Origin of the sequence: Paraburkholderia kururiensis, from assembly GCF_034424375.1 — a bacterium.
In the GTDB taxonomy this organism is placed as follows: domain Bacteria; phylum Pseudomonadota; class Gammaproteobacteria; order Burkholderiales; family Burkholderiaceae; genus Paraburkholderia; species Paraburkholderia kururiensis_A.
This window is the reverse complement of record NZ_CP139965.1, coordinates 67,645-84,971: the sequence shown is the minus strand read 5'-3', so window position 1 is coordinate 84,971 and position 17,327 is coordinate 67,645. Positions and strand designations below refer to the sequence as shown.

Annotated in this window: 18 protein-coding genes; 11 read left to right on the top strand and 7 right to left on the bottom strand. The window is 62.1% G+C overall.

The genetic code is table 11. From position 1 onward, the window contains the following. Positions 1-24: 24 nt before the first annotated feature. From U0042_RS00400 to U0042_RS00365, 8 genes are all read left to right on the top strand, one after another. Complete coding sequence (locus U0042_RS00400) at positions 25-1,455, top strand: aldehyde dehydrogenase family protein (RefSeq protein WP_114812124.1); 1,431 nt, start codon at positions 25-27, stop codon at positions 1,453-1,455. A 127-nt stretch (positions 1,456-1,582) separates the two neighbouring features. Next, positions 1,583-1,975 carry a carboxymuconolactone decarboxylase family protein gene (locus tag U0042_RS00395; protein ID WP_114812122.1) on the top strand — a complete coding sequence of 131 codons (393 nt, stop codon included), beginning with the start codon at positions 1,583-1,585 and terminating at the stop codon, positions 1,973-1,975. A gap of 102 nt (positions 1,976-2,077) precedes the next feature. Further along, positions 2,078-3,427 (top strand): MFS transporter, encoded by a 1,350-nt coding sequence (locus U0042_RS00390; protein ID WP_114812120.1) that lies wholly within the window; start codon positions 2,078-2,080, stop codon positions 3,425-3,427. Beyond that, positions 3,424-4,371 carry an NAD(P)-dependent oxidoreductase gene (locus U0042_RS00385; RefSeq protein WP_269814048.1) on the top strand — a complete coding sequence of 316 codons (948 nt, stop codon included), beginning with the start codon at positions 3,424-3,426 and terminating at the stop codon, positions 4,369-4,371. The genes U0042_RS00390 and U0042_RS00385 overlap by 4 nt, the downstream gene beginning before the upstream one ends. After that, the gene (locus tag U0042_RS00380; protein WP_114812116.1) at positions 4,368-4,763 is read left to right on the top strand and encodes a cupin domain-containing protein; all 396 of its coding nucleotides are present in this window, start codon (positions 4,368-4,370) and stop codon (positions 4,761-4,763) included. Before U0042_RS00385 ends, U0042_RS00380 begins: the two co-directional genes overlap by 4 nt. Positions 4,764-4,798: 35 nt before the next feature. Next, complete coding sequence (locus U0042_RS00375; protein WP_114812114.1) at positions 4,799-5,578, top strand: carboxymuconolactone decarboxylase family protein; 780 nt, start codon at positions 4,799-4,801, stop codon at positions 5,576-5,578. A gap of 32 nt (positions 5,579-5,610) precedes the next feature. After that, positions 5,611-5,784, top strand: a complete 174-nt coding sequence (locus tag U0042_RS00370; RefSeq protein ID WP_157977856.1) for a hypothetical protein — start codon at positions 5,611-5,613, stop codon at positions 5,782-5,784. 126 nt (positions 5,785-5,910) lie between these two features. Further along, the gene (locus tag U0042_RS00365; protein ID WP_114812110.1) at positions 5,911-6,597 is read left to right on the top strand and encodes a GntR family transcriptional regulator; all 687 of its coding nucleotides are present in this window, start codon (positions 5,911-5,913) and stop codon (positions 6,595-6,597) included. 197 nt (positions 6,598-6,794) lie between these two features. On the opposite strand, the gene U0042_RS00360 is transcribed toward U0042_RS00365, so the two are convergent. Then, positions 6,795-7,766, bottom strand: coding sequence for an AraC family transcriptional regulator (locus U0042_RS00360; protein WP_114812108.1), 972 nt, complete (start codon positions 7,764-7,766; stop codon positions 6,795-6,797). A 94-nt stretch (positions 7,767-7,860) separates the two neighbouring features. Here U0042_RS00360 and U0042_RS00355 point away from each other — a divergent pair, with 94 nt between their 5' ends. Continuing rightward, positions 7,861-8,694: an oxidoreductase gene (locus tag U0042_RS00355; protein WP_114812106.1), complete on the top strand. Its 834-nt coding sequence runs from the start codon at positions 7,861-7,863 to the stop codon at positions 8,692-8,694. Between the two features lie 30 nt (positions 8,695-8,724). Here U0042_RS00355 and U0042_RS00350 read toward each other — a convergent pair whose 3' ends face one another. The 6 genes from U0042_RS00350 to U0042_RS00325 all read right to left on the bottom strand — a co-directional run bounded on the left by U0042_RS00350 (position 8,725) and on the right by U0042_RS00325 (position 15,338). Continuing rightward, a complete protein-coding gene (locus U0042_RS00350; RefSeq protein WP_114812104.1) occupies positions 8,725-9,552 on the bottom strand; it encodes an ABC transporter permease in 828 nt (275 codons plus the stop codon). Positions 9,553-9,582: 30 nt separating this feature from the next. Then, positions 9,583-10,836 carry an ABC transporter permease gene (locus U0042_RS00345; RefSeq protein ID WP_114812444.1) on the bottom strand — a complete coding sequence of 418 codons (1,254 nt, stop codon included), beginning with the start codon at positions 10,834-10,836 and terminating at the stop codon, positions 9,583-9,585. 52 nt (positions 10,837-10,888) lie between these two features. Beyond that, positions 10,889-11,935, bottom strand: coding sequence for an ABC transporter substrate-binding protein (locus tag U0042_RS00340; protein WP_114812102.1), 1,047 nt, complete (start codon positions 11,933-11,935; stop codon positions 10,889-10,891). 1 nt (position 11,936) lies between these two features. Further along, a complete protein-coding gene (locus U0042_RS00335) occupies positions 11,937-13,118 on the bottom strand; it encodes an ABC transporter ATP-binding protein (RefSeq protein WP_114812100.1) in 1,182 nt (393 codons plus the stop codon). Between the two features lie 21 nt (positions 13,119-13,139). Then, positions 13,140-14,276 carry an SRPBCC family protein gene (locus U0042_RS00330; RefSeq protein ID WP_114812098.1) on the bottom strand — a complete coding sequence of 379 codons (1,137 nt, stop codon included), beginning with the start codon at positions 14,274-14,276 and terminating at the stop codon, positions 13,140-13,142. 135 nt (positions 14,277-14,411) lie between these two features. Then, entirely contained in the window at positions 14,412-15,338 is a 927-nt protein-coding gene (locus U0042_RS00325; RefSeq protein WP_114812096.1) for a LysR family transcriptional regulator, read from the bottom strand. Between the two features lie 167 nt (positions 15,339-15,505). Here U0042_RS00325 and U0042_RS00320 point away from each other — a divergent pair, with 167 nt between their 5' ends. Further along, on the top strand, positions 15,506-16,816 hold the full coding sequence (locus U0042_RS00320; protein ID WP_114812094.1) for a flavin-containing monooxygenase: 1,311 nt from the start codon (positions 15,506-15,508) through the stop codon (positions 16,814-16,816). Between the two features lie 69 nt (positions 16,817-16,885). Continuing rightward, the gene (locus tag U0042_RS00315) at positions 16,886-17,323 is read left to right on the top strand and encodes a RidA family protein (protein ID WP_017777249.1); all 438 of its coding nucleotides are present in this window, start codon (positions 16,886-16,888) and stop codon (positions 17,321-17,323) included. Positions 17,324-17,327: the final 4 nt, after the last annotated feature.

Here is a 17,327-nt window from a genome sequence, read left to right as displayed (position 1 = left end):
CGGGCGCGGCTAACCGGAGTTCTCATGTCACACACTGCACAGTTCTACATGGACGGGCGCTGGACGGAACCGGTCGCGCCACGCTGGATGGACGTGATCGATCCAGCCACCGAGACGGTGTTCGAGCGGCTCGCGCTCGGCAACGCGCAAGATGTGGACCACGCCGTCGCGGCTGCGCGCAGGGCGTTTGCGACGTGGTCCGCATCGAGCGTCGCGGAACGCATTGCGTTGTTGAAGCGCGTACTCGAGATTTATGAGCGACGCTACGATGAATTCGCCGAACTGATGCGCCGGGAAATGGGCGCGCCCATTACGTTCGCCCGCAACGGCCAGGCCGTACGCGGCACCGCGCATCTGAACGCATTGATCGAAGTGCTGGAGCACTTCGAATTCGAGGAGCAACGCGGTAGCACGCGCGTCGTGCTGGAACCGATCGGCGTGTGCGGTCTCATCACGCCGTGGAACTGGCCGGTCAATCAGATCGTCGTGAAGATTGCGCCCGCGCTCGCGGCCGGCTGCACGATGGTGTTGAAGCCGAGCGAGTATTCGCCGCTCAGCGCGCTGCTTTTTGCCGAAGTGCTCGACGAGGCTGACGTGCCGCCCGGCGTGTTCAATCTCGTGAATGGCGACGGCCTGGGCGTAGGCGAGGCGATTGCGACGCACCCGGACATCGACATGGTGTCGTTCACCGGCTCCACGCGCGCGGGCGTGCTCGTGGCCCAGGCGGCGGCCCCCACAGTGAAGCGTGTTGCGCAGGAACTGGGCGGCAAGTCGGCGAACGTTCTGCTGGACGACGTCGATCTGGAAGCGGCCGTGACGCGCGGTGTCGCCGCGTGCTTCACGAACTCGGGACAGTCGTGTTCGATTCCTACGCGAATGCTCGTGCCGCGCCATCTGATGGCCGACGCGGCGCGCATCGCGAAGCGCGCCGCCCAGACGTATCGCATCGGCGCAACCGACGACCCCGCAACGCAACTCGGCCCGCTCGTGAACCGCAACCAGTTCGAGCGCGTGCAGATGCTGATCCAGAAGGGTATCGACGAAGGCGCACAGCTGGTTACGGGCGGCACAGGGCGTCCAGAAGGCATCGATAAGGGTTACTACGTGAAGCCCACGGTGTTCGTCGACGTCACACCCAACATGACCATCGCGCGCGAAGAGATCTTCGGCCCCGTGCTTTCGATGATGGCGTACGACACCGAAGCGGAAGCCATCGCCATGGCCAACGGCACCGATTACGGGCTCGCGGCATACGTGCAGTCCGGCAGTCTCGAACGGGCGCGCAAGGTGGGCCGTGCGCTGCGAGCGGGCGGCGTGCATCTCAACTATCCGCCTGCGGATTTCCACGCGCCTTTCGGCGGCTACAAGCGGTCAGGCAACGGCCGTGAGTGGGGCGAAGCGGGGCTGCGCGAATATCTGGAAACGAAGGCGCTGGTGGGCTACGGCGGCGCGTGAGCGCGCGCCGGTTGCACGCAAAGGGATACGCAAAAATTTTTTGCTCGTTTTGATTGTATGACAAGAATGCAATCATGCTGTCATGCAATAACAATGCTGAATGGAACGAAACCGGGAGGATCGCGCGATGAGCAATGAACGCTTTGAGCAGGGCTTCGAAAATCGCAAGGAGGTGCTGGGGGCGGCGCACGTGGAGAAGTCGTGGGCCAACGCAGACGATTTCAATCGCCCCATGCAGAAGTTCGTCACGGAGAGCTGCTGGGGAGACATCTGGGGCGACAAGACGCTGCCGTTCAAGACGCGCAGCATGCTGAACCTCGCGATGCTCACCGCGATGAGCCAGCATCACGAACTCGCGGTGCATGTGAGAGGCGCGTTGCGCAATGGCGTGACGAAGGAGGAGATTCGCGCGGTGCTGATGCAGGCCGCGATCTATTGCGGCGTGCCGCTCGCGCTCGCGGCGTTTCGCGTGGCGAGCGACGTGATCAAGACCTACGAGGCGGAGACCTCGGCCGTCTGAACGATAACGAGACACCGCGGCACGCGGCGTCCGGCATCGAAGACGCCGACGGCCATGCGGGGAAAACGCGCCGCGAGGCGCGGACAATGAACGGAGACAACGATGAAGACCCTGACAGCAGACGAAGTCGTAGAGCGGAACAGCGATCAGTCGATCGAAACGAAGCGTCGCAATGCGATCAAAGGCGCGTTCTTTTCCGAGTTCATCGACATGTTCGATATCTATCTGCCGGTGGTGGTGCTCTCGCCGGTGCTGGCGTATTTCCAGCCGCCGCATCTGTCGAGCGGTATGGAAACGATCCTTGCGTCGCTGGTCTTCATCACGACGTTGCTGGGCCGCCCGGTGGGCGCGCTGCTGTTCGGCATGATCGCGGACCGTGTAGGACGTCGCAGCGCATCGATCTGGTCAGTGTCGGGCTTCGGCATCGTCACGTTGTTGATCGCGCTGCTGCCTGGCTACCAGAGCATCGGGATCGTGTCGTATTGGCTGCTGGTACTGCTGCGATTCGTCGACGGCATCTTTCTCGGCGGCGGCTACACCGGCGCGATGCCCCTTGCAATCGAGTATTCGAAGAAGGCACAGCGGGGCTTCGTGGGCGGCTTCATCATCGCGGGCTTTCCGGCTGCTTACGTGACCATCAATCTCGTTGCGATGGTGATGTTCGTGCTGTTTCCGCTGAACGGCATGAACTCGCTGTACGCACAGTGGGGCTGGCGCATTCCGTTCGTGATCGGCGCGGTACTCGCGGGCATTCTGGCGCTGTACTACGTCCACAAGGTTGCGGAATCGGAGATCTGGAAGAGCGAGGCCGGCGACAGGCCGAGCCAGGCGGAAAAGCTGCCGCTGACCGACCTGCTGCGCGGCAGCAGCGGCCGCAACCTGCTTCAGGTGCTTCTGATGATGACGGGCTTCTGGCTTACGCAAAACATCATCACGATTTTTCTGCCCACCGGGCTGCTCGTCAAGACGCTGCACCTGACGGGCTTCCAGATGACGCTTACGCTGATGGTCACGTACTGCGTGCTGTTCTTCAGCTACATCGCCTCGGGCATGATCGCGCAACGCATCGGGCGGCGGCGTTTCTTCGTGATCGTCGGTCCCGCCATTGCAACGGTGGGGGCGGCACTGATGTACGCGCTGGCCACTGTGCAGGGCCTGTCGCTCACTACCATCATCGTGCTGACGTGCCTGCTTGCGGTGCTCGTCACGTCTCCGTGGGGTGTCATCGTCACGTACATCAACGAGCGTTTCGTCACCGATGTGCGCGCGACGGGCTTCGGCGTCGGCTTCAGCCTTTCCGTGATCATTCCGTCGTTCTACGCCTTCTATATGAACTGGCTCGGCGCGTTCATGCCGCTGCATCTGACGTCGGTCGTGCTGCTGACGGTGGGTGGTCTGATCGGCGCGATTGGCGCGTTGATGGGACCGGAAACGAAGGACGTCGATTTTTGAATCACTCACCACAGGAAACCGGAGAGATGAACAAGGAGCGGATCGGATTCATCGGCCTTGGCAACATGGGCGGCCGCATGACGCGGCGGCTCGTGAATGCCGGCATTGCCGTGCTTGGCTACGACGCCACGCCGCAGCGGGTTGCCTCAGCGGGCGCGCAGGTGGCCGGCTCGATCGAAGAGGTCGTGAAGTTCGCGGACGTCGTGATGATGTCGCTGCCCGACAGCAAGGTGGTCGAAACGGTCGTCGAAAGCGAAGGCGGTGTGCTTGCGCACTGCCGCGCTGGGCAGATCGTGGTGGATCTGAGCACGGCAGCGGCCAGCTCGACGATACGGCTCGCACAGCGCTTCGCGCAGAAAAGCGTCCAGTACGTGGATGCCGGCATTTCCGGCGGCGCGGCCGCAGCGGAGAAAGGCGCGTTGACGCTGATGGTGGGCGGCGACGAACGCGCGGTGGCATCGATCGAATGGGCCTTTGCGCCCATCAGCGCGAAGGTGGCGTACATGGGCGCGAGCGGTGCGGGACACACGACGAAGCTGTTGAACAACTTCCTGAACGCGGTGAGCCTCGCGGCGAGTGCCGAGGTCATGGTCGCGGGCAAGAAGGCGGGGCTCGATCTGCGTCTGCTGCTCGACGTGCTCAACAGCAGCAGCGGCGTGAATTTCGCGACGCTGAACCGCTTTCCGAAAATTGTCGAAGGCGATTATCTGGACGGCGGTCTCACGGGCAAATTGATGACGAAGGACGTTGTGCTCTACGTGGATCGCGCCCGCGAACTGGGCGTGGTGTCGCTGAATGCGGCAGGGCCGCTCGCCAGCTTTGGGCTGGGCACCGCACTCGGCTATGGCGACGTGATCAGCAACCGCGTGGTGGACGCGATTGGCGATGTGTCGGGCGGCGTGCGGCTGTTCGATGGAAAACGTAACGAGGAGAAGCAGCAATGAAGGTATTTCATGGCAGAGCCGCCGGTGGTCATTCAGAACAGCGCGGCGAGACATTCACCGGGACGGTGTTCGCAGACCCGGTCATGCCCGCGACGAACGGTGTGACCATCAACACGGTCTTCTTCGCGCCGAAGGGCCGCACGTACTGGCACACGCACGAGCAGGGCCAGGTGCTGCAGGTAACGGCAGGCAAAGGGTGGATCTGCGTGGAAGGCGAGAAGCCGCAGGAAATCCGCCAAGGCGACATCGTGTTCATCGGCCCGAACGAGCGCCACTGGCACGGCGCGAGCAGCGCCAGCTACATGGTCCATATCGCCACCTCGCTCGGCAAGGCGACATGGCAGGAAGAAGTCGCGGAGTCCGACTACCCGAAGGGTTTGGGTGCGGACTGATTTTGTCGGGCCGTTGCTATCAGGAGGAACGCTCGATGCATCGTACAGAGCAACCGGCGCGCGCCGCCGATCCCCAGCAGATCAAGGACGACTTCGTGCGCGTGCATGGAATCTGGAATGCGGCGTGGGAAAGCATGCTGCACCTCGATGCGGGCTTCGTCGAGGCATACGTGCAGTTTTCCGCGGTTCCGCAACGGCACCGCCATCTCGACGACAAGGTGCGCGAGTTCATCGCACTGGCCGCAGACGCCTGTGCGACGCAACTTTACGCGCCGGGCGTCGCGCATCACATCGAGCGTGCGCTGGCGTTCGGTGCGACCCGCGAGGAATTGATGGAGGTACTCGAACTGGTGAGTACGATCGGCATTCACACGAGCAACGTGGGCGTGCCGATATTGCTCGAGGTGCTCGAAGAAGAAGGCTTGCGCGCAGCACCGGCACCGCTCGACGAACGTCGTCGCGCGTTGAAGGCGGCTTTCGAAACTCATCGCGGCTATTGGCATTCGACGTGGGAAGGGTTGCTCGAACTGGATCCTGATCTCTTCGAGGCGTACGTGGCGTTTTCGTCAGTACCGTGGCGCACGGGCGTGTTGAGTCCGAAGATCAAGGAGTTCATGTATTGCGCGTTCGATGCGTCCGCCACTCACCTCTACGTGCCGGGTCTGAAGCTGCACATGCGCAACGCATTGCGCTACGGCGCGACTGCCGGAGAACTGATGGAGTTGCTCGAGATTGTGAGTACCACGGGCATTCACGGCGCCGAACTGGCTGCGCCCTTGCTTGCGGCGGCGCTCGATAGGCATGGGTCATGCTGACGCGCGGCGAGTTTCCAGCGTGGCCTGAGCGCATGAAACGTGTGCACGGCGAAAGCCGTGCGTTTGCACGGATCGTCGCGGCGGAGCCCGCACGCGGAACGGATTCGGTGTTCCGGGCGCTTCAGGGCACGACACTTTCGCGACTTGCCTCCAACGGCGACGAACATGCACCTGTGCGCACGGTGGCGATTCTCGGCTACAACTAGGCCAGCGAACACCTAGGCCTGATCGCGGGGTGCCCGTCTTTCATCGCGTGACAGAAGCAGGTTGGAGTGAAGTATCCGGAGTGAAGTATCATGGCGACTGGGTTTTTGTCTGACGGGAAGACAATAATGTCGACTGATATCGAATTGGTCCGGCCTGAGACGTTGCGGCACCAGGTCGAGAATGTGCTTCGCCAGGCGATCATGAGCGGCCGTTTCGCGCCGGGTGCGCGGCTGATCGAACGGGAGTTGTGCGAAACGCTGGGCGTGAGCCGCACGTCTGTGCGCGAGGCGCTGCGTAAGCTGGAAGCGGAAAAACTGGTGCGCAACGTGCCGCACAAGGGGCCGGTGGTTGCGGTGATGTCACGCGAAGAGGCGGCCGAACTCTACGCGTTGCGTGCGCTGCTGGAAGGTTTTGCCGCGCACGAGTTCGCGCGGCTGGCAAGCGACGCTGCAATTGCGCAGTTCGGCGAGGCGGCGAAGGCGTTGCGCGCCCAGGCCACTGCGCAAAACCAGTCGGGCGTGCTGGAAGCCAAGACCGCGCTATACGACGTACTGCTGGACAACTGCGGCAACCGGCTCGTCAAGGAAATCCTGACGAGCCTTTATTCGCGTGTGAATCTGCTGCGCGCGACCTCGCTCATGCATCCCGACCGGCTGCCAAGCAGCCTGAAGGAAATCGACCGCCTCTACAAGGCATTGAAGGCGCGCAACGGCGAAGAGGCGCAGGCGCTCGCACGTCAGCACGTGCTGAACGCCGAGAAGGCCGCGATGCGCATGCTGGAAGAGCAGGGCGATGCACAGGCTGCGTCGTAACGTTGTTGCCGCGTTCGGCCCTCAGGGTCGCTTCATTCAACGCCGGTTGCGCGCGGCGCTTTGGCGTTTTCGCGGGCCAGGGTACGCAGCTTCTTCCTGCCGAACACCATCGCCACGACCAGCAGGACAATCAGCCCATGCGAGACATTCAGCTCCCATGCCCTTGCAAGCCGCAGCGCGCCCGCATCTTGCAGCAGTCAGTGTGAAGACACGTACGTTGCATCCGGGAATGCAGGCGGAATCGCAAAGCTCTCGCGCATGCGCCGCGTCTCTGCCGCGGGCGGCAAGCCAAAAAGACGCTTGAATTCCCGGCTGAATTGCGACGGGCTCGTGTACCCCACGGCGACGCTTGCGGCCTCCGCCGAAAGGTCTTCACGCACCATCAGGAGCCTGGCTTGATGCAGGCGCGTCGATTTCAGGTACTGCATGGGCGAAACCTGAGCGATGGTCTTGAAGTGATGGTGGAAGCTCGGAAGACTCATGCCCGCTTCCCGCGCAAGCTGGCTCACGTCGAGCGGCTGCGCGTAGCGCGCGTGAATGAGGCGTAGCGAGCGGCCTATCTTTCCGAACGGGCCCCGCATGGAAAGCGCCTCTCGCATCGAGCCTCCCTGAGGGCCGGTGAGCACGCGGAAATACAGCTCGCGCAGCAATCCAGGCCCCAATACGGCGGCTTCGAGCGGCCGGTGCATCGCATCGAGAAAGCGCAGCACGGAGCCCGACATCGTGTCGTCCATGGGTGTCGACATCATGCTTAAAGGCGGTTGCATGTGCGTTGCGCCTCCTTCGCTGTCGATCTGCGCCGCGAGTTCGGCGGCCATCGCGAAGTCCAGATGCAGGTACAGCGCGAGCAGCGGGCGCTGCTTCGTCGCATCGGTTTCCATGCTGAACGGAACGGGTACCGAAACAGCCAGATAGTGATGCTCGTCATACAGGTAGAGCTGGTCGCCGAAGTAACCGCGTTTGCGGCCCTGGCACACGATCACGATGCCGGGGTCATAAAGAACCGGCGTGCGCGAAAGCGCTCGATTCGAACGCAGAATGCGGACGCCCGGCAGCGGGGTCAGGTTGTAGCCCTCCTTGGGAGCCAATGCCTGCAGCAGGGCAACCATGCGCTTGCGGCTGTCCTGCGACGGCTTCGGACGGGGTGCCGAGGTACGCTTCGTGCTCATAGTTTTGTGCAAGAAAAACAGCGGAATTGGGCTTATGTGGTGGTCCTCGCGAGAGTAGCATGCATTCTCCAACTGAAATTCGGGAGAAGCTTCCGTGGCATCCAGCAAGATTCTGCTTATCACCGGCGTCAGCAGCGGCTTTGGCCGCGCGCTCGCCGAAGAGGCCCTCGCGGAGGGTCACACAGTTGTCGGTACCGTACGCAGTAATGAGGCAAAGCGCGATTTCGAGTCGCTGTCGGCGAACGCCGCATTTGCACGCGTGCTCGACGTAACGGAGTTCGATGTGATCGACGGCATCGTGCGTGAAATCGAAACGTCCGTCGGCCCCGTGGATGTGCTCGTGAACAATGCGGGTTATGGGCACGAAGGCGTCGTAGAGGAATCGCCCTTATCGGAGTTGCGCAGGCAGTTCGACGTGAACGTGTTTGGCGCAGTGGCGATGATCAAAGCCGTGCTGCCCTTCATGCGCGAGCGCCGTCGCGGCCACATCCTGAACATCACGTCGATGGGCGGCTTCATTACGATGCCAGGCATTGCCTACTACTGCGGGAGTAAATTCGCGCTGGAGGGTATCTCCGAGGCGCTCGGCAAAGAGGTCAAGCCGCTCGGCATTGCCGTGACGGCAGTGGCGCCGGGCGGATTTCGCACGGACTGGGCGGGCCGTTCGATGACACGAACGCCCCGTTCGATTCCCGACTACGACGAAGTGTTCGATCCGGTCCGCAAGGCGCGTGCGGAGCGAAGCGGCAAGCAGCCGGGCGATCCCAGGAAAGCTGCACGGGCCATGCTCACTGCAATCGCTTCGGATCATCCGCCGGCGCATCTGCTGCTGGGCACCGACGCACTTTCACTCGTGCGGAACAAGTTGTCTGCTTTGACGGCAGAGATCGATGCGTGGGAATCCGTGAGCGCCTCGACGGACGGCTGAGAATCGCCGCAGGTTGAACGCCGCCGCCGGTCAGACCAATGCCTGACTGGCGGCGGCCGCTCGGCCGCGCAGCCAGTTGATGCTCGCGAAGAGCAGCACCGCAAAAACGATGAGCATCGTGGCCACGGCGAGAATAGATGGGTCGATGGAGTCGCGAATGCCGCTCCACATCTGACGCGGAACCGTCTTCTGCTCCGGGCCGCCGATGAAAAGAATCACGATGACTTCGTCGAACGAAGTGGCAAAAGCGAATACGCTGCCCGTTGCCACGGCAGGGGTGATGAGCGGTAAGGTGACGCGGCGAAACGCGGTCCACGGTGTGGCACCCAGGCCGGACGCCGCGCGCAACAGGCTCTGATCGAAGGAAAGCAACGAGGCCGTCACGGTGATGACCACAAACGGCGTGCCGAGTGCGGCATGTGCCAGTATCACGCCCGGATAGGAATTGACGAGGCCGAGTGGTGCGAAGATCAGGTAGAACCCCGAAGCAACGACGACGATCGGCACGATCATCGGCGAGATGACGATCGGCATGACGACCGAGCGCAACGGGAATTGCGAGCGCGACAGGCCCAATGCAGCGAGCGTGCCGAGGCACGTTGCGATCAACGTGGATGCCGCGCCAATGCCGATGCTGTTCAGCAACGCACGCTGCCAGTCTGCGCTCGTCAGAGCCTGCTCGTACCAGCGAAACGAAAAGCCCTGCAACGGATACGAAAAATACGAGCCCGAGTTGAACGAGAGCGGAATGATGGCGAGAATAGGCGCGACCAGAAAGAACAGCACGACTGCCGTGTGCAGGCGCACCCAGCGTGCGGCAATACGCTCCGTCAGTACCGTGTTGCGTTTGTCTTGCATGACTCTTCCTTCAATGCGAAGCGACTTCGATCAACCGAATCGCAGGCGGTCGATGCCGACGATACGGTTGAACAGGAAATAGAAGATCGCCGTGAAGATCACGAGATAGGCCGACAGCGCACCCGCAAGTCCCCAGTTGAGTTGCGTGTTGGTCTGTATGGCGATGAGCTGGCTGATCATCTCGTCGCCGGCGCCGCCGAGCAGTGCGGGCGTGATGTAGTAGCCGAGCGCGAGCACGAAGACGAGGAAGCATCCCGCGCCGACACCGGGCAACGTCTGCGGCATATAGACCCGCACGAATGCCGTGAACGGATGTGCGCCGAGCGACTTCGCAGCGCGCACATACACGGGCGGCACGCTCTTCATCACGGAATAGATGGCGAGAATCATGTAAGGCAGGAGCACATGCGTCATGCCGATCAACACGCCCGTGCGATTGAAGACGAGCGGAATGGGATGCGACGCGAGCCCGAGCCCCGAGAGCACGCTGTTCACCACGCCGCCCGGTTGCAGCAACACATACCACGCGGTCGTGCGCACGAGCAGCGACGTCCAGAACGGGACGATAACGAAGAGCATCAGACGGTTGCCGCTTTTAGCGGGCAGATTCGCGAGCAACCATGCGACCGGATAGCCGAGCACGAGGCAGAACAGCGTCACCGTCGCGCTGATCCATATCGTGCGTCCGAATGCTTCCCGATAGACGGACGCATTGGCGGGCATCGACGCGATCGACCCCTGCGGCGTAACCTGTGCATCGACGGCGGCAAGCAGGTAGTCGGGCGTCGGCGATTCGGCGGCCCGCTTCAGCAAGCGCCATATTTCCGGCGAATTCCAGCGTTCGTCGATGGCGATGAGCGCGGGTTTCCATGCGGGCGGCGTATCGTCGCGAATGTTGCGGGCGGTGCGCATCAGGAGGCTGCGAAACTCGGGCTGCGCGAAGTTCAGTCGCCGCGCAACGGTGCCGAGCTGTTCGTTTTCCTGCGCTTCTTTCAGGCCGGCCGCAAGCAGCGCGAAGATGTGTTCGTCGGGCACGCCGTTGCCGTCCCACGCGTTCAATGCATGAGTGAGGCCGGGCATGCCCTCCGCGAGTTCGTGGTTCTGCACGCTGCGAGAAAGCAGCAACAGAATGGGGGCGATGAATGTCGAGAGAAGAAATACGATCAGCGGCAAGGCGAGCAGAAGCGCCCGCATCGAAGCGCGCCGTTGCGCCTTGTTATAGGACGCACGTCCATCGGCTCTCGTTCGAGAATCGGTGATCGAAGCGTGTATCGATGCGGGCATGGTCGTCATCTCGCCTTGCTTGAGTCTCATTGCCAGGTCTTACTGCCGAGTCTTATTGCGTCAGCCAGACCTGGAAGCGCTTGTTGATCGCGTCGGCGTTATCGGCCCAGAAGTTCGCGTTGATCTGTACCGCACGCTTGAAGTTTTCAGGAGCGGTGGGCATGTCGGCGAGTCGCTGCTTGTCGACGAGCGCAACGGCATCTTTGCGAGGCGGCGCATACGCGATGTACTTCGCCAGATCGGCCGACGCCTTCGGTTGAGCCTGCGAAACGATGAATTTCGCCGCCGTATCGGCGTGCTTTGCGCCGGCCGGAATGCCCCACCATTCGAAGTCATAGACCTGCGCATCCCAAACGGTCTTGAACGGTTTGTGGTCCTTTTTCACTGCATCGTCGATGCGGCCGTTATAGGCCTGCACCATGACGACCGCACCGTCGGCAAGCAGCTGCGGTGCCTGTGCGCCCGACTCCCACCACACGATGTCCTTCTTGATCGTGTCGAGCTTCTTGAATGCGCGGTCTACGCCGGCGGGCGTGCCCAGCACCTTGTAGACATCCTTCGGCGCGACGCCATCTGCAATCAACGCCCATTCCATCGCCACCTTCGGCGACTTGCGCAGGCCGCGCTTGCCCGGGAATTTCTGCACGTCGAAGAAATCGTTGACGGTGGTCGGCGCCGTCTTCAGCTTGCTGGTGTCGTAAGCAAAGACAGTGGACCACACCATGCTCGCGACCGCGCAATCGCTGATCGAGCCCGGAATGAAGTCGCTGGTTTTACCGAGCGATTTCTTGTCGAACTTCTTGAGCAGACCTTCGTCGCAGGCCGTGATCGCGTCGTTGGTTTCGAGGTCGATCAGGTCCCACGTCGTGTTCTTCGCCTGTTCCATGGCGGACAGTTTGGCGAGGCCGCCGTCATACGATTCGAGCGAAAACTGCGTGCCGGTGGATTGGGTGAACGGATCCATCCAGGCCTTTTTAGCGGCGGCTTCGAATGCACCGCCGAACGTGACGACGTTCAGCGTTTCCGCGGCCTGTGTGGTCACGGTAGCGAAAGCGAGTACGGCGAGTGCGGCGCATTGTGCTTTGAGTCGGGTGCGCATGTCAGTTGGCTCCTGCGGGTGCGGTCGTGATGAGGGAAGGTGAGGGAGTGGCGGGAGAGCGGAGGGCGGGCGCACGCGGCGGCACGCTTGTCGCGAGAATCTTGCAGTCGTCGTGACGCCACGCGACTTCGATGGTGTCCCCGGATGCGGGTAACGTGTGACGCTGCGTATTGGGCACCTTCACGACAATCGAATCGCTTGCGCCGAGCGTCAGATGCACGCGGTGATGGTCGCCGCAATACACCAGTTCTTCGACGCGGGCGCGCACCACGTTGTTATGTTCGTCCACATGCGAACCTTCCACGGCCGCGATGTGTGCGCGTTCGGGGCGCAGTGCCAGCATGGCTTCGTCGCCTACGCGCAGGCCGCGCTCGCATCGTCCGCGAATGAGGCTGCCGTCGGAAAGCGCGAGCGTGGCCCAGGTGTCGTCGCAGCTCACCACGCGTCCCGCCAATCCGTTGTTCTCACCCACGAAGTTCGCCACAAAGGCGTTCTGCGCGTTCTCGTAGAGTTCGCTCGGCGTCGCCGCCTGCTGAATGCGGCCGTCGGAAAACACCGCGACGCGATCGGACATGGTCAACGCTTCGGCCTGATCGTGCGTGACATAGACGATCGTCAGCGACAACTCGCGGTGCAGCCGCATGATCTCGTATTGCATCGTTTCGCGCAGGCGCTTGTCGAGCGCGCCGAGCGGTTCGTCCATCAGCACCACGCTGGGCTCGAATACGAGCGCGCGCGCGAGTGCGACGCGCTGTTGCTGTCCGCCCGACAGCTGCGCAGGACGGCGGTTGGCCAGATGGGGCAGCTCGATCATGTCGAGCGCGCGCTTGACGCGGGTCTTTTGTTCCGCGCGGCTCACACGTCGAACCGAAAGCGGAAACGCGACGTTCTCGGCGATGGTCAGGTGCGGAAACAGCGCATAGTTCTGAAACACCATGCCGATGTCGCGCTGATGCGGCGGCTTGTCGTCGAGCCGCTTGCCGTCCAGGCGAATCTCCCCCTGCGTGGGCGACTCGAATCCCGCGAGCATCATCAGCGTGGTCGTCTTGCCCGAACCGGACGGTCCCAGCAGCGACAGGAATTCTCCCTTGCGAACGTCGAGGTTCAGATCGTCGACGACGTAGTTTGTGCCGTCATACGATTTGCTCACGCCCGAGAACGAAATGAAGGAAGGGTTCGACATCGTGATTGCGTCCTGTCTTTCTTAATGCGATTGCAGCTTGCCTGCGAGATAGCGTGCGAAGTCGTAGTTGGGGCGTTCGAGATGGCTGAGATGCCCGGGCTTCGCAAGCGGTGCATGCACGCCGCGGAACACCGCTTCCACGCCACGCCGGTCTTCGGCGTTGACTTCGTCGAGCAGCTTCTTGAGTGTGACCATGTGCTTGTTCGCTTCAGGGTCGGCGATAAACTCGGGCGCGAGGCCACCGCCAAAGCGGATCTGCACTTGCCCCACGCCTTGCGGTTGTAGCGCGAGATACCAGAAATAGCCGGGCGTAAGCGTGACGAGATGCGTCGGATAGATCGCCAGCAACGCCGTGGTCTTGCGCCAGTGGCCCGTCAGGCGCGTGTTGTCGGGGTGCGCATTGCCGATGGGCAACGACGCCTCTTTCGTGATCCAGTGATAGTTGAACGCGGCGTGGCCAGGCGGGCACTCCATCTCCTCGAGCTTCGAATGCGGTCCCACCGTAGCGCGATGCAGCATGGGCAGGTGATAACTCTCCATGAAGTTTTCCGCGAGGATCTTCCAGTTCGTGTCCCACACGTGCTCTTCATAGAACGTTTCGATGTAATCGCTCATGCCGTACGCTTCGATCAGCGTGGTCAGCCCGGCGAGTTGCTCCTGCACGGGCGGCGCAGCAGGGTCCAGCGTCACGTAGATCCAACCTTGCCATTCTTCGCAGCGCACGGCGGGCAGCCTGTACTGTTCTTTGCAGAAGCCTGGCTGCCGGTCCATCATGGGCGCGCCCTTCAGCGCACCGTCGAATGCGTAGTTCCACCCGTGATAAGGACAGATCACGCGCCGCACGTTGCCGCGCCCTTCCAGCAGTACCGACATGCGATGCAGGCACACATTCGACATTGCTTTGAGCTGCATCTGTTCGTCGCGCAACACCACGACAGGCTGTGCGCCGATTCGCGCCGTCAGGTAATCGCCGGGCGCCTTGAGTGCGCTTGCACGCCCCAGGCACTGCCATTCGCGCGCGAAGATGTGCTGCTCTTCGAGCGCAAGAAAGTCGGCCGACGTATAGACACCGGGCGGCATGGCCCTGGCATCGCTGAACGAGCGATCGCATCCGTCGCGCAAGGCATCGACCAGCTTGTTCAGTGCCGCGTTGTCCATGGCGTGTTCCCTCGCATGCCTTTCGAAAAGCGCGTGCCGCAATGCGCTCGACATGGACGGAATCTATCAAGCCAATATGCCAGTCAAAATATTGTTTTTGGATACAAGGCAAAGCTTTTGGCTATGCAGAGGCCCTCAGGCGTCGATATGCAACCGCCGGATGTAGTTCTCGCAGAACGACGTGAAGCGATGCACCACTTGCCGCGGCTTCATCGTGCGCGACTGCGCAATGCCGAGCGTCGTCGCGTTGGCGCTTTCCTTGAAACGCTTGATGACGAACTCTTCGCCATCCACCGTGCGCGTGGATTTGAGCGGGAAGTTGAGCAGGCTATAGCCGAGTCCGTTGGCCACCATGCCGCGCACGACTTCCGGTTGCGACGAGCGAAACGCGGGTACAGGTCTGCTGCCGACAGCGTCGAACAGCGCGGCGAAATATTCGCGGCTATGCGGTAAATCGAGCATCACGTAAGGCTCGTGCAGCAGATCGGCCAGCGAAATCTTGCGTGCGCGCGCGAGGCGATGCGTGCGCGGCAGGATCGCGTACGGCGGCAAGGAAAGCAGCGGCGTGAACGCGATGTCTTCCGTGAGGTCGAGGCTATAGGTCAGCGCTATGTCGAGCGAGCCGTCGTGCAAGCCGCGCAGCAGCGCATCCTGGTGCCCCTCTACCGTGCGAAACGAAATGCCCGTATGAGCCTCCGTAAAGCGGCTGATGAGCCCCGGCATCAAAGGCGGCGCGAGCGACACAAGGCAGCCCAGAGCGATGGCCCCCGTCATGCCGCCATCCATTTCCTTGGCGGCCATCTGCAATTCTTCGGCGATCTTGAGCAGGTTGCGCGCCTGGCCCAGCAGATCGCGCCCCGCTTGCGTAAGCGAGAGACCGCTCGCGTGATGCCGGATGAAAAGCTGCACGCCGAAAGACACTTCCAGGTCCGCCAACGCCGTCGAGACGGACGGCTGCGAAATGTGCAGTTCCTTGGCGGCGGCGGTGAAGGACAAGGTTTCCGCCGTGACGACGAAGTACCGCAACTGGCGCAGCGAATAGCGTAACGGGTGGTTTTCCATCGGCGTCGCTCCACGGTTTCTGAGCCTGAATGCGGCGCATTGTGGCGGCGACAAAAAAGCTTGCATAGGAAAACCCGATGCCATGCATTTTTTGAAAATATTTTGTCGATCCTGCCCCGGCGCGTAGATTCCGACGACGACATTCGGTCTCCCGCAAGGACATAGCCATGACAGTGGAAACAACATCGATCGATACGCTGGTGGTCGGCGCAGGCCAGGCCGGCGTCGCCATGAGTGAACATTTGAGCCGGCACGGCGTGCCGCATCTGGTGCTGGAACGCGCGCGCATTGCGGAGCGCTGGCGCACGGCACGATGGGACTCGCTCGTCGCGAACGGTCCGGCATGGCACGACCGGTTCCCCAATATGGCGTTCGCCGAAACGGCGCCCGATGGCTTTGCGCCGAAGGAAGAGGTGGCCGACTATTTCGTCGCGTACGCAAAAAAATTCGATGCGCCGATTCGCACAGGCATCGAGGTGAAGAGGGTGGTGCGCAACAATGGACGGCCTGGTTTTACCGTGGAGACGTCCGATGGCGTGATGGAAGCGAGGCGTGTGGTGGTTGCCACCGGGCCGTTTCAGAAGCCTGTGATTCCATCCATCGCGCCGCAGGACGCAGCGCTTTTGCAGATTCATTCCGCCGACTATCGCAACCCGCAGCAATTGCCCGAGGGCGGTGTTCTCGTGGTGGGTGCGGGATCGTCGGGCGTTCAGATCGCCGATGAATTGCAGCGCGCGGGCAAGCGCGTGTTTCTCTCGGTCGGTGCGCATGACCGCCCGCCGCGCGCGTATCGCGGACGCGATTTCTGCTGGTGGCTCGGCGTGCTCGGCGAGTGGGATGCCGAGGTCATGAAGCCGGGGCGCGAGCACGTCACCATCGCGGTGAGCGGTGCGCGCGGCGGGCAGACCGTGGACTTTCGCCGGCTCGCACATCAGGGCATCACGCTTGTCGGTCTGACGAAATCGTTCGAAGGCAACGTGGCGCACTTCGACGCCGATCTTGCCGAAAACATCGCACGCGGCGATGAAAACTATCTTTCGCTGCTCGACGCCGCGGACGCCTACGTCGCGCGCAACGGTCTTGATCTGCCCGAGGAACCCGACGCGCGCCTCCTTCCGCCGGACCCCGAATGCGTGACCCATCCGCTGCTGAAACTCGATCTCGCACAAGCGGGCGTGACGTCCATCATCTGGGCGACAGGCTTTGCCACCGACTTCGGATGGCTGCAGGTCGATACGTTCGACGGGAACGGCAAGCCCAGGCATCAGCGTGGCGTATCGAAGGAGCCGGGCGTGTACTTCCTCGGCTTGCCGTGGCTGTCGCGACGCGGTTCCGCATTCATCTGGGGCGTGTGGCATGACGCAAGGCATATCGCGGACCATATCGTCATGCAACGCAAGTATCAGACGTATTACGACGGGCCTGATTCGCAGGCGAAGAAACCGCAGCCCGAGCAACAGGTTCGGGCGACCGCGTAATCACGCCTCTACGCGAACCATTACGCAAAAAGTGACGCAGACAACCAGACAAACGACGAAGGTGAATCGATGAGCCAACCTACGCACACCCGTATCCGCATGTTCAACACGAAGGATACGTACCCGAACCAGACGCTCGACAACGATCTTTGTCAGGCCGTGCGCGCGGGCAACACCGTCTATGTGCGCGGGCAGGTCGGCACGGATTTCGACGGCAATCTCGTGGGCCTGGGCGATGCGCGCGCGCAGGCGGAACAGGCCATGAAGAATGTGAAGCAACTGCTCGAAGAAGCGGGCAGCGACCTTTCGCATATCGTCAAGACCACGACGTATCTCACCGACGTGCGCTATCGCGAGCCGGTCTATCGGGAAGTGGGAAAGTGGTTGAAGGGCGTGTTCCCGATTTCGACCGGGCTTACGGTCGTGGCATTGGGTCAGCCGCAATGGCTCATGGAAATCGACGTCATCGCCGTCATTCCCGATGGTTGGACGCCGCCGAAGGCTTGAAGGA

Bases quoted from the DNA above. Each gene is read 5' to 3' on its own strand.
- U0042_RS00400 (WP_114812124.1), top strand. From the start codon at position 25: ATGTCACACACTGCACAGTTCTACATGGACGGGCGCTGGACGGAACCG.
- U0042_RS00395 (WP_114812122.1), top strand. From the start codon at position 1,583: ATGAGCAATGAACGCTTTGAGCAGGGCTTCGAAAATCGCAAGGAGGTG.
- U0042_RS00390 (WP_114812120.1), top strand. From the start codon at position 2,078: ATGAAGACCCTGACAGCAGACGAAGTCGTAGAGCGGAACAGCGATCAG.
- U0042_RS00380 (WP_114812116.1), top strand. From the start codon at position 4,368: ATGAAGGTATTTCATGGCAGAGCCGCCGGTGGTCATTCAGAACAGCGC.
- U0042_RS00375 (WP_114812114.1), top strand. From the start codon at position 4,799: ATGCATCGTACAGAGCAACCGGCGCGCGCCGCCGATCCCCAGCAGATC.
- U0042_RS00370 (WP_157977856.1), top strand. From the start codon at position 5,611: ATGAAACGTGTGCACGGCGAAAGCCGTGCGTTTGCACGGATCGTCGCG.
- U0042_RS00365 (WP_114812110.1), top strand. From the start codon at position 5,911: ATGTCGACTGATATCGAATTGGTCCGGCCTGAGACGTTGCGGCACCAG.
- U0042_RS00360 (WP_114812108.1), bottom strand. From the start codon at position 7,766: ATGAGCACGAAGCGTACCTCGGCACCCCGTCCGAAGCCGTCGCAGGAC.
- U0042_RS00350 (WP_114812104.1), bottom strand. From the start codon at position 9,552: ATGCAAGACAAACGCAACACGGTACTGACGGAGCGTATTGCCGCACGC.
- U0042_RS00345 (WP_114812444.1), bottom strand. From the start codon at position 10,836: ATGCCCGCATCGATACACGCTTCGATCACCGATTCTCGAACGAGAGCC.
- U0042_RS00340 (WP_114812102.1), bottom strand. From the start codon at position 11,935: ATGCGCACCCGACTCAAAGCACAATGCGCCGCACTCGCCGTACTCGCT.
- U0042_RS00335 (WP_114812100.1), bottom strand. From the start codon at position 13,118: ATGTCGAACCCTTCCTTCATTTCGTTCTCGGGCGTGAGCAAATCGTAT.
- U0042_RS00330 (WP_114812098.1), bottom strand. From the start codon at position 14,276: ATGGACAACGCGGCACTGAACAAGCTGGTCGATGCCTTGCGCGACGGA.
- U0042_RS00325 (WP_114812096.1), bottom strand. From the start codon at position 15,338: ATGGAAAACCACCCGTTACGCTATTCGCTGCGCCAGTTGCGGTACTTC.
- U0042_RS00320 (WP_114812094.1), top strand. From the start codon at position 15,506: ATGACAGTGGAAACAACATCGATCGATACGCTGGTGGTCGGCGCAGGC.
- U0042_RS00315 (WP_017777249.1), top strand. From the start codon at position 16,886: ATGAGCCAACCTACGCACACCCGTATCCGCATGTTCAACACGAAGGAT.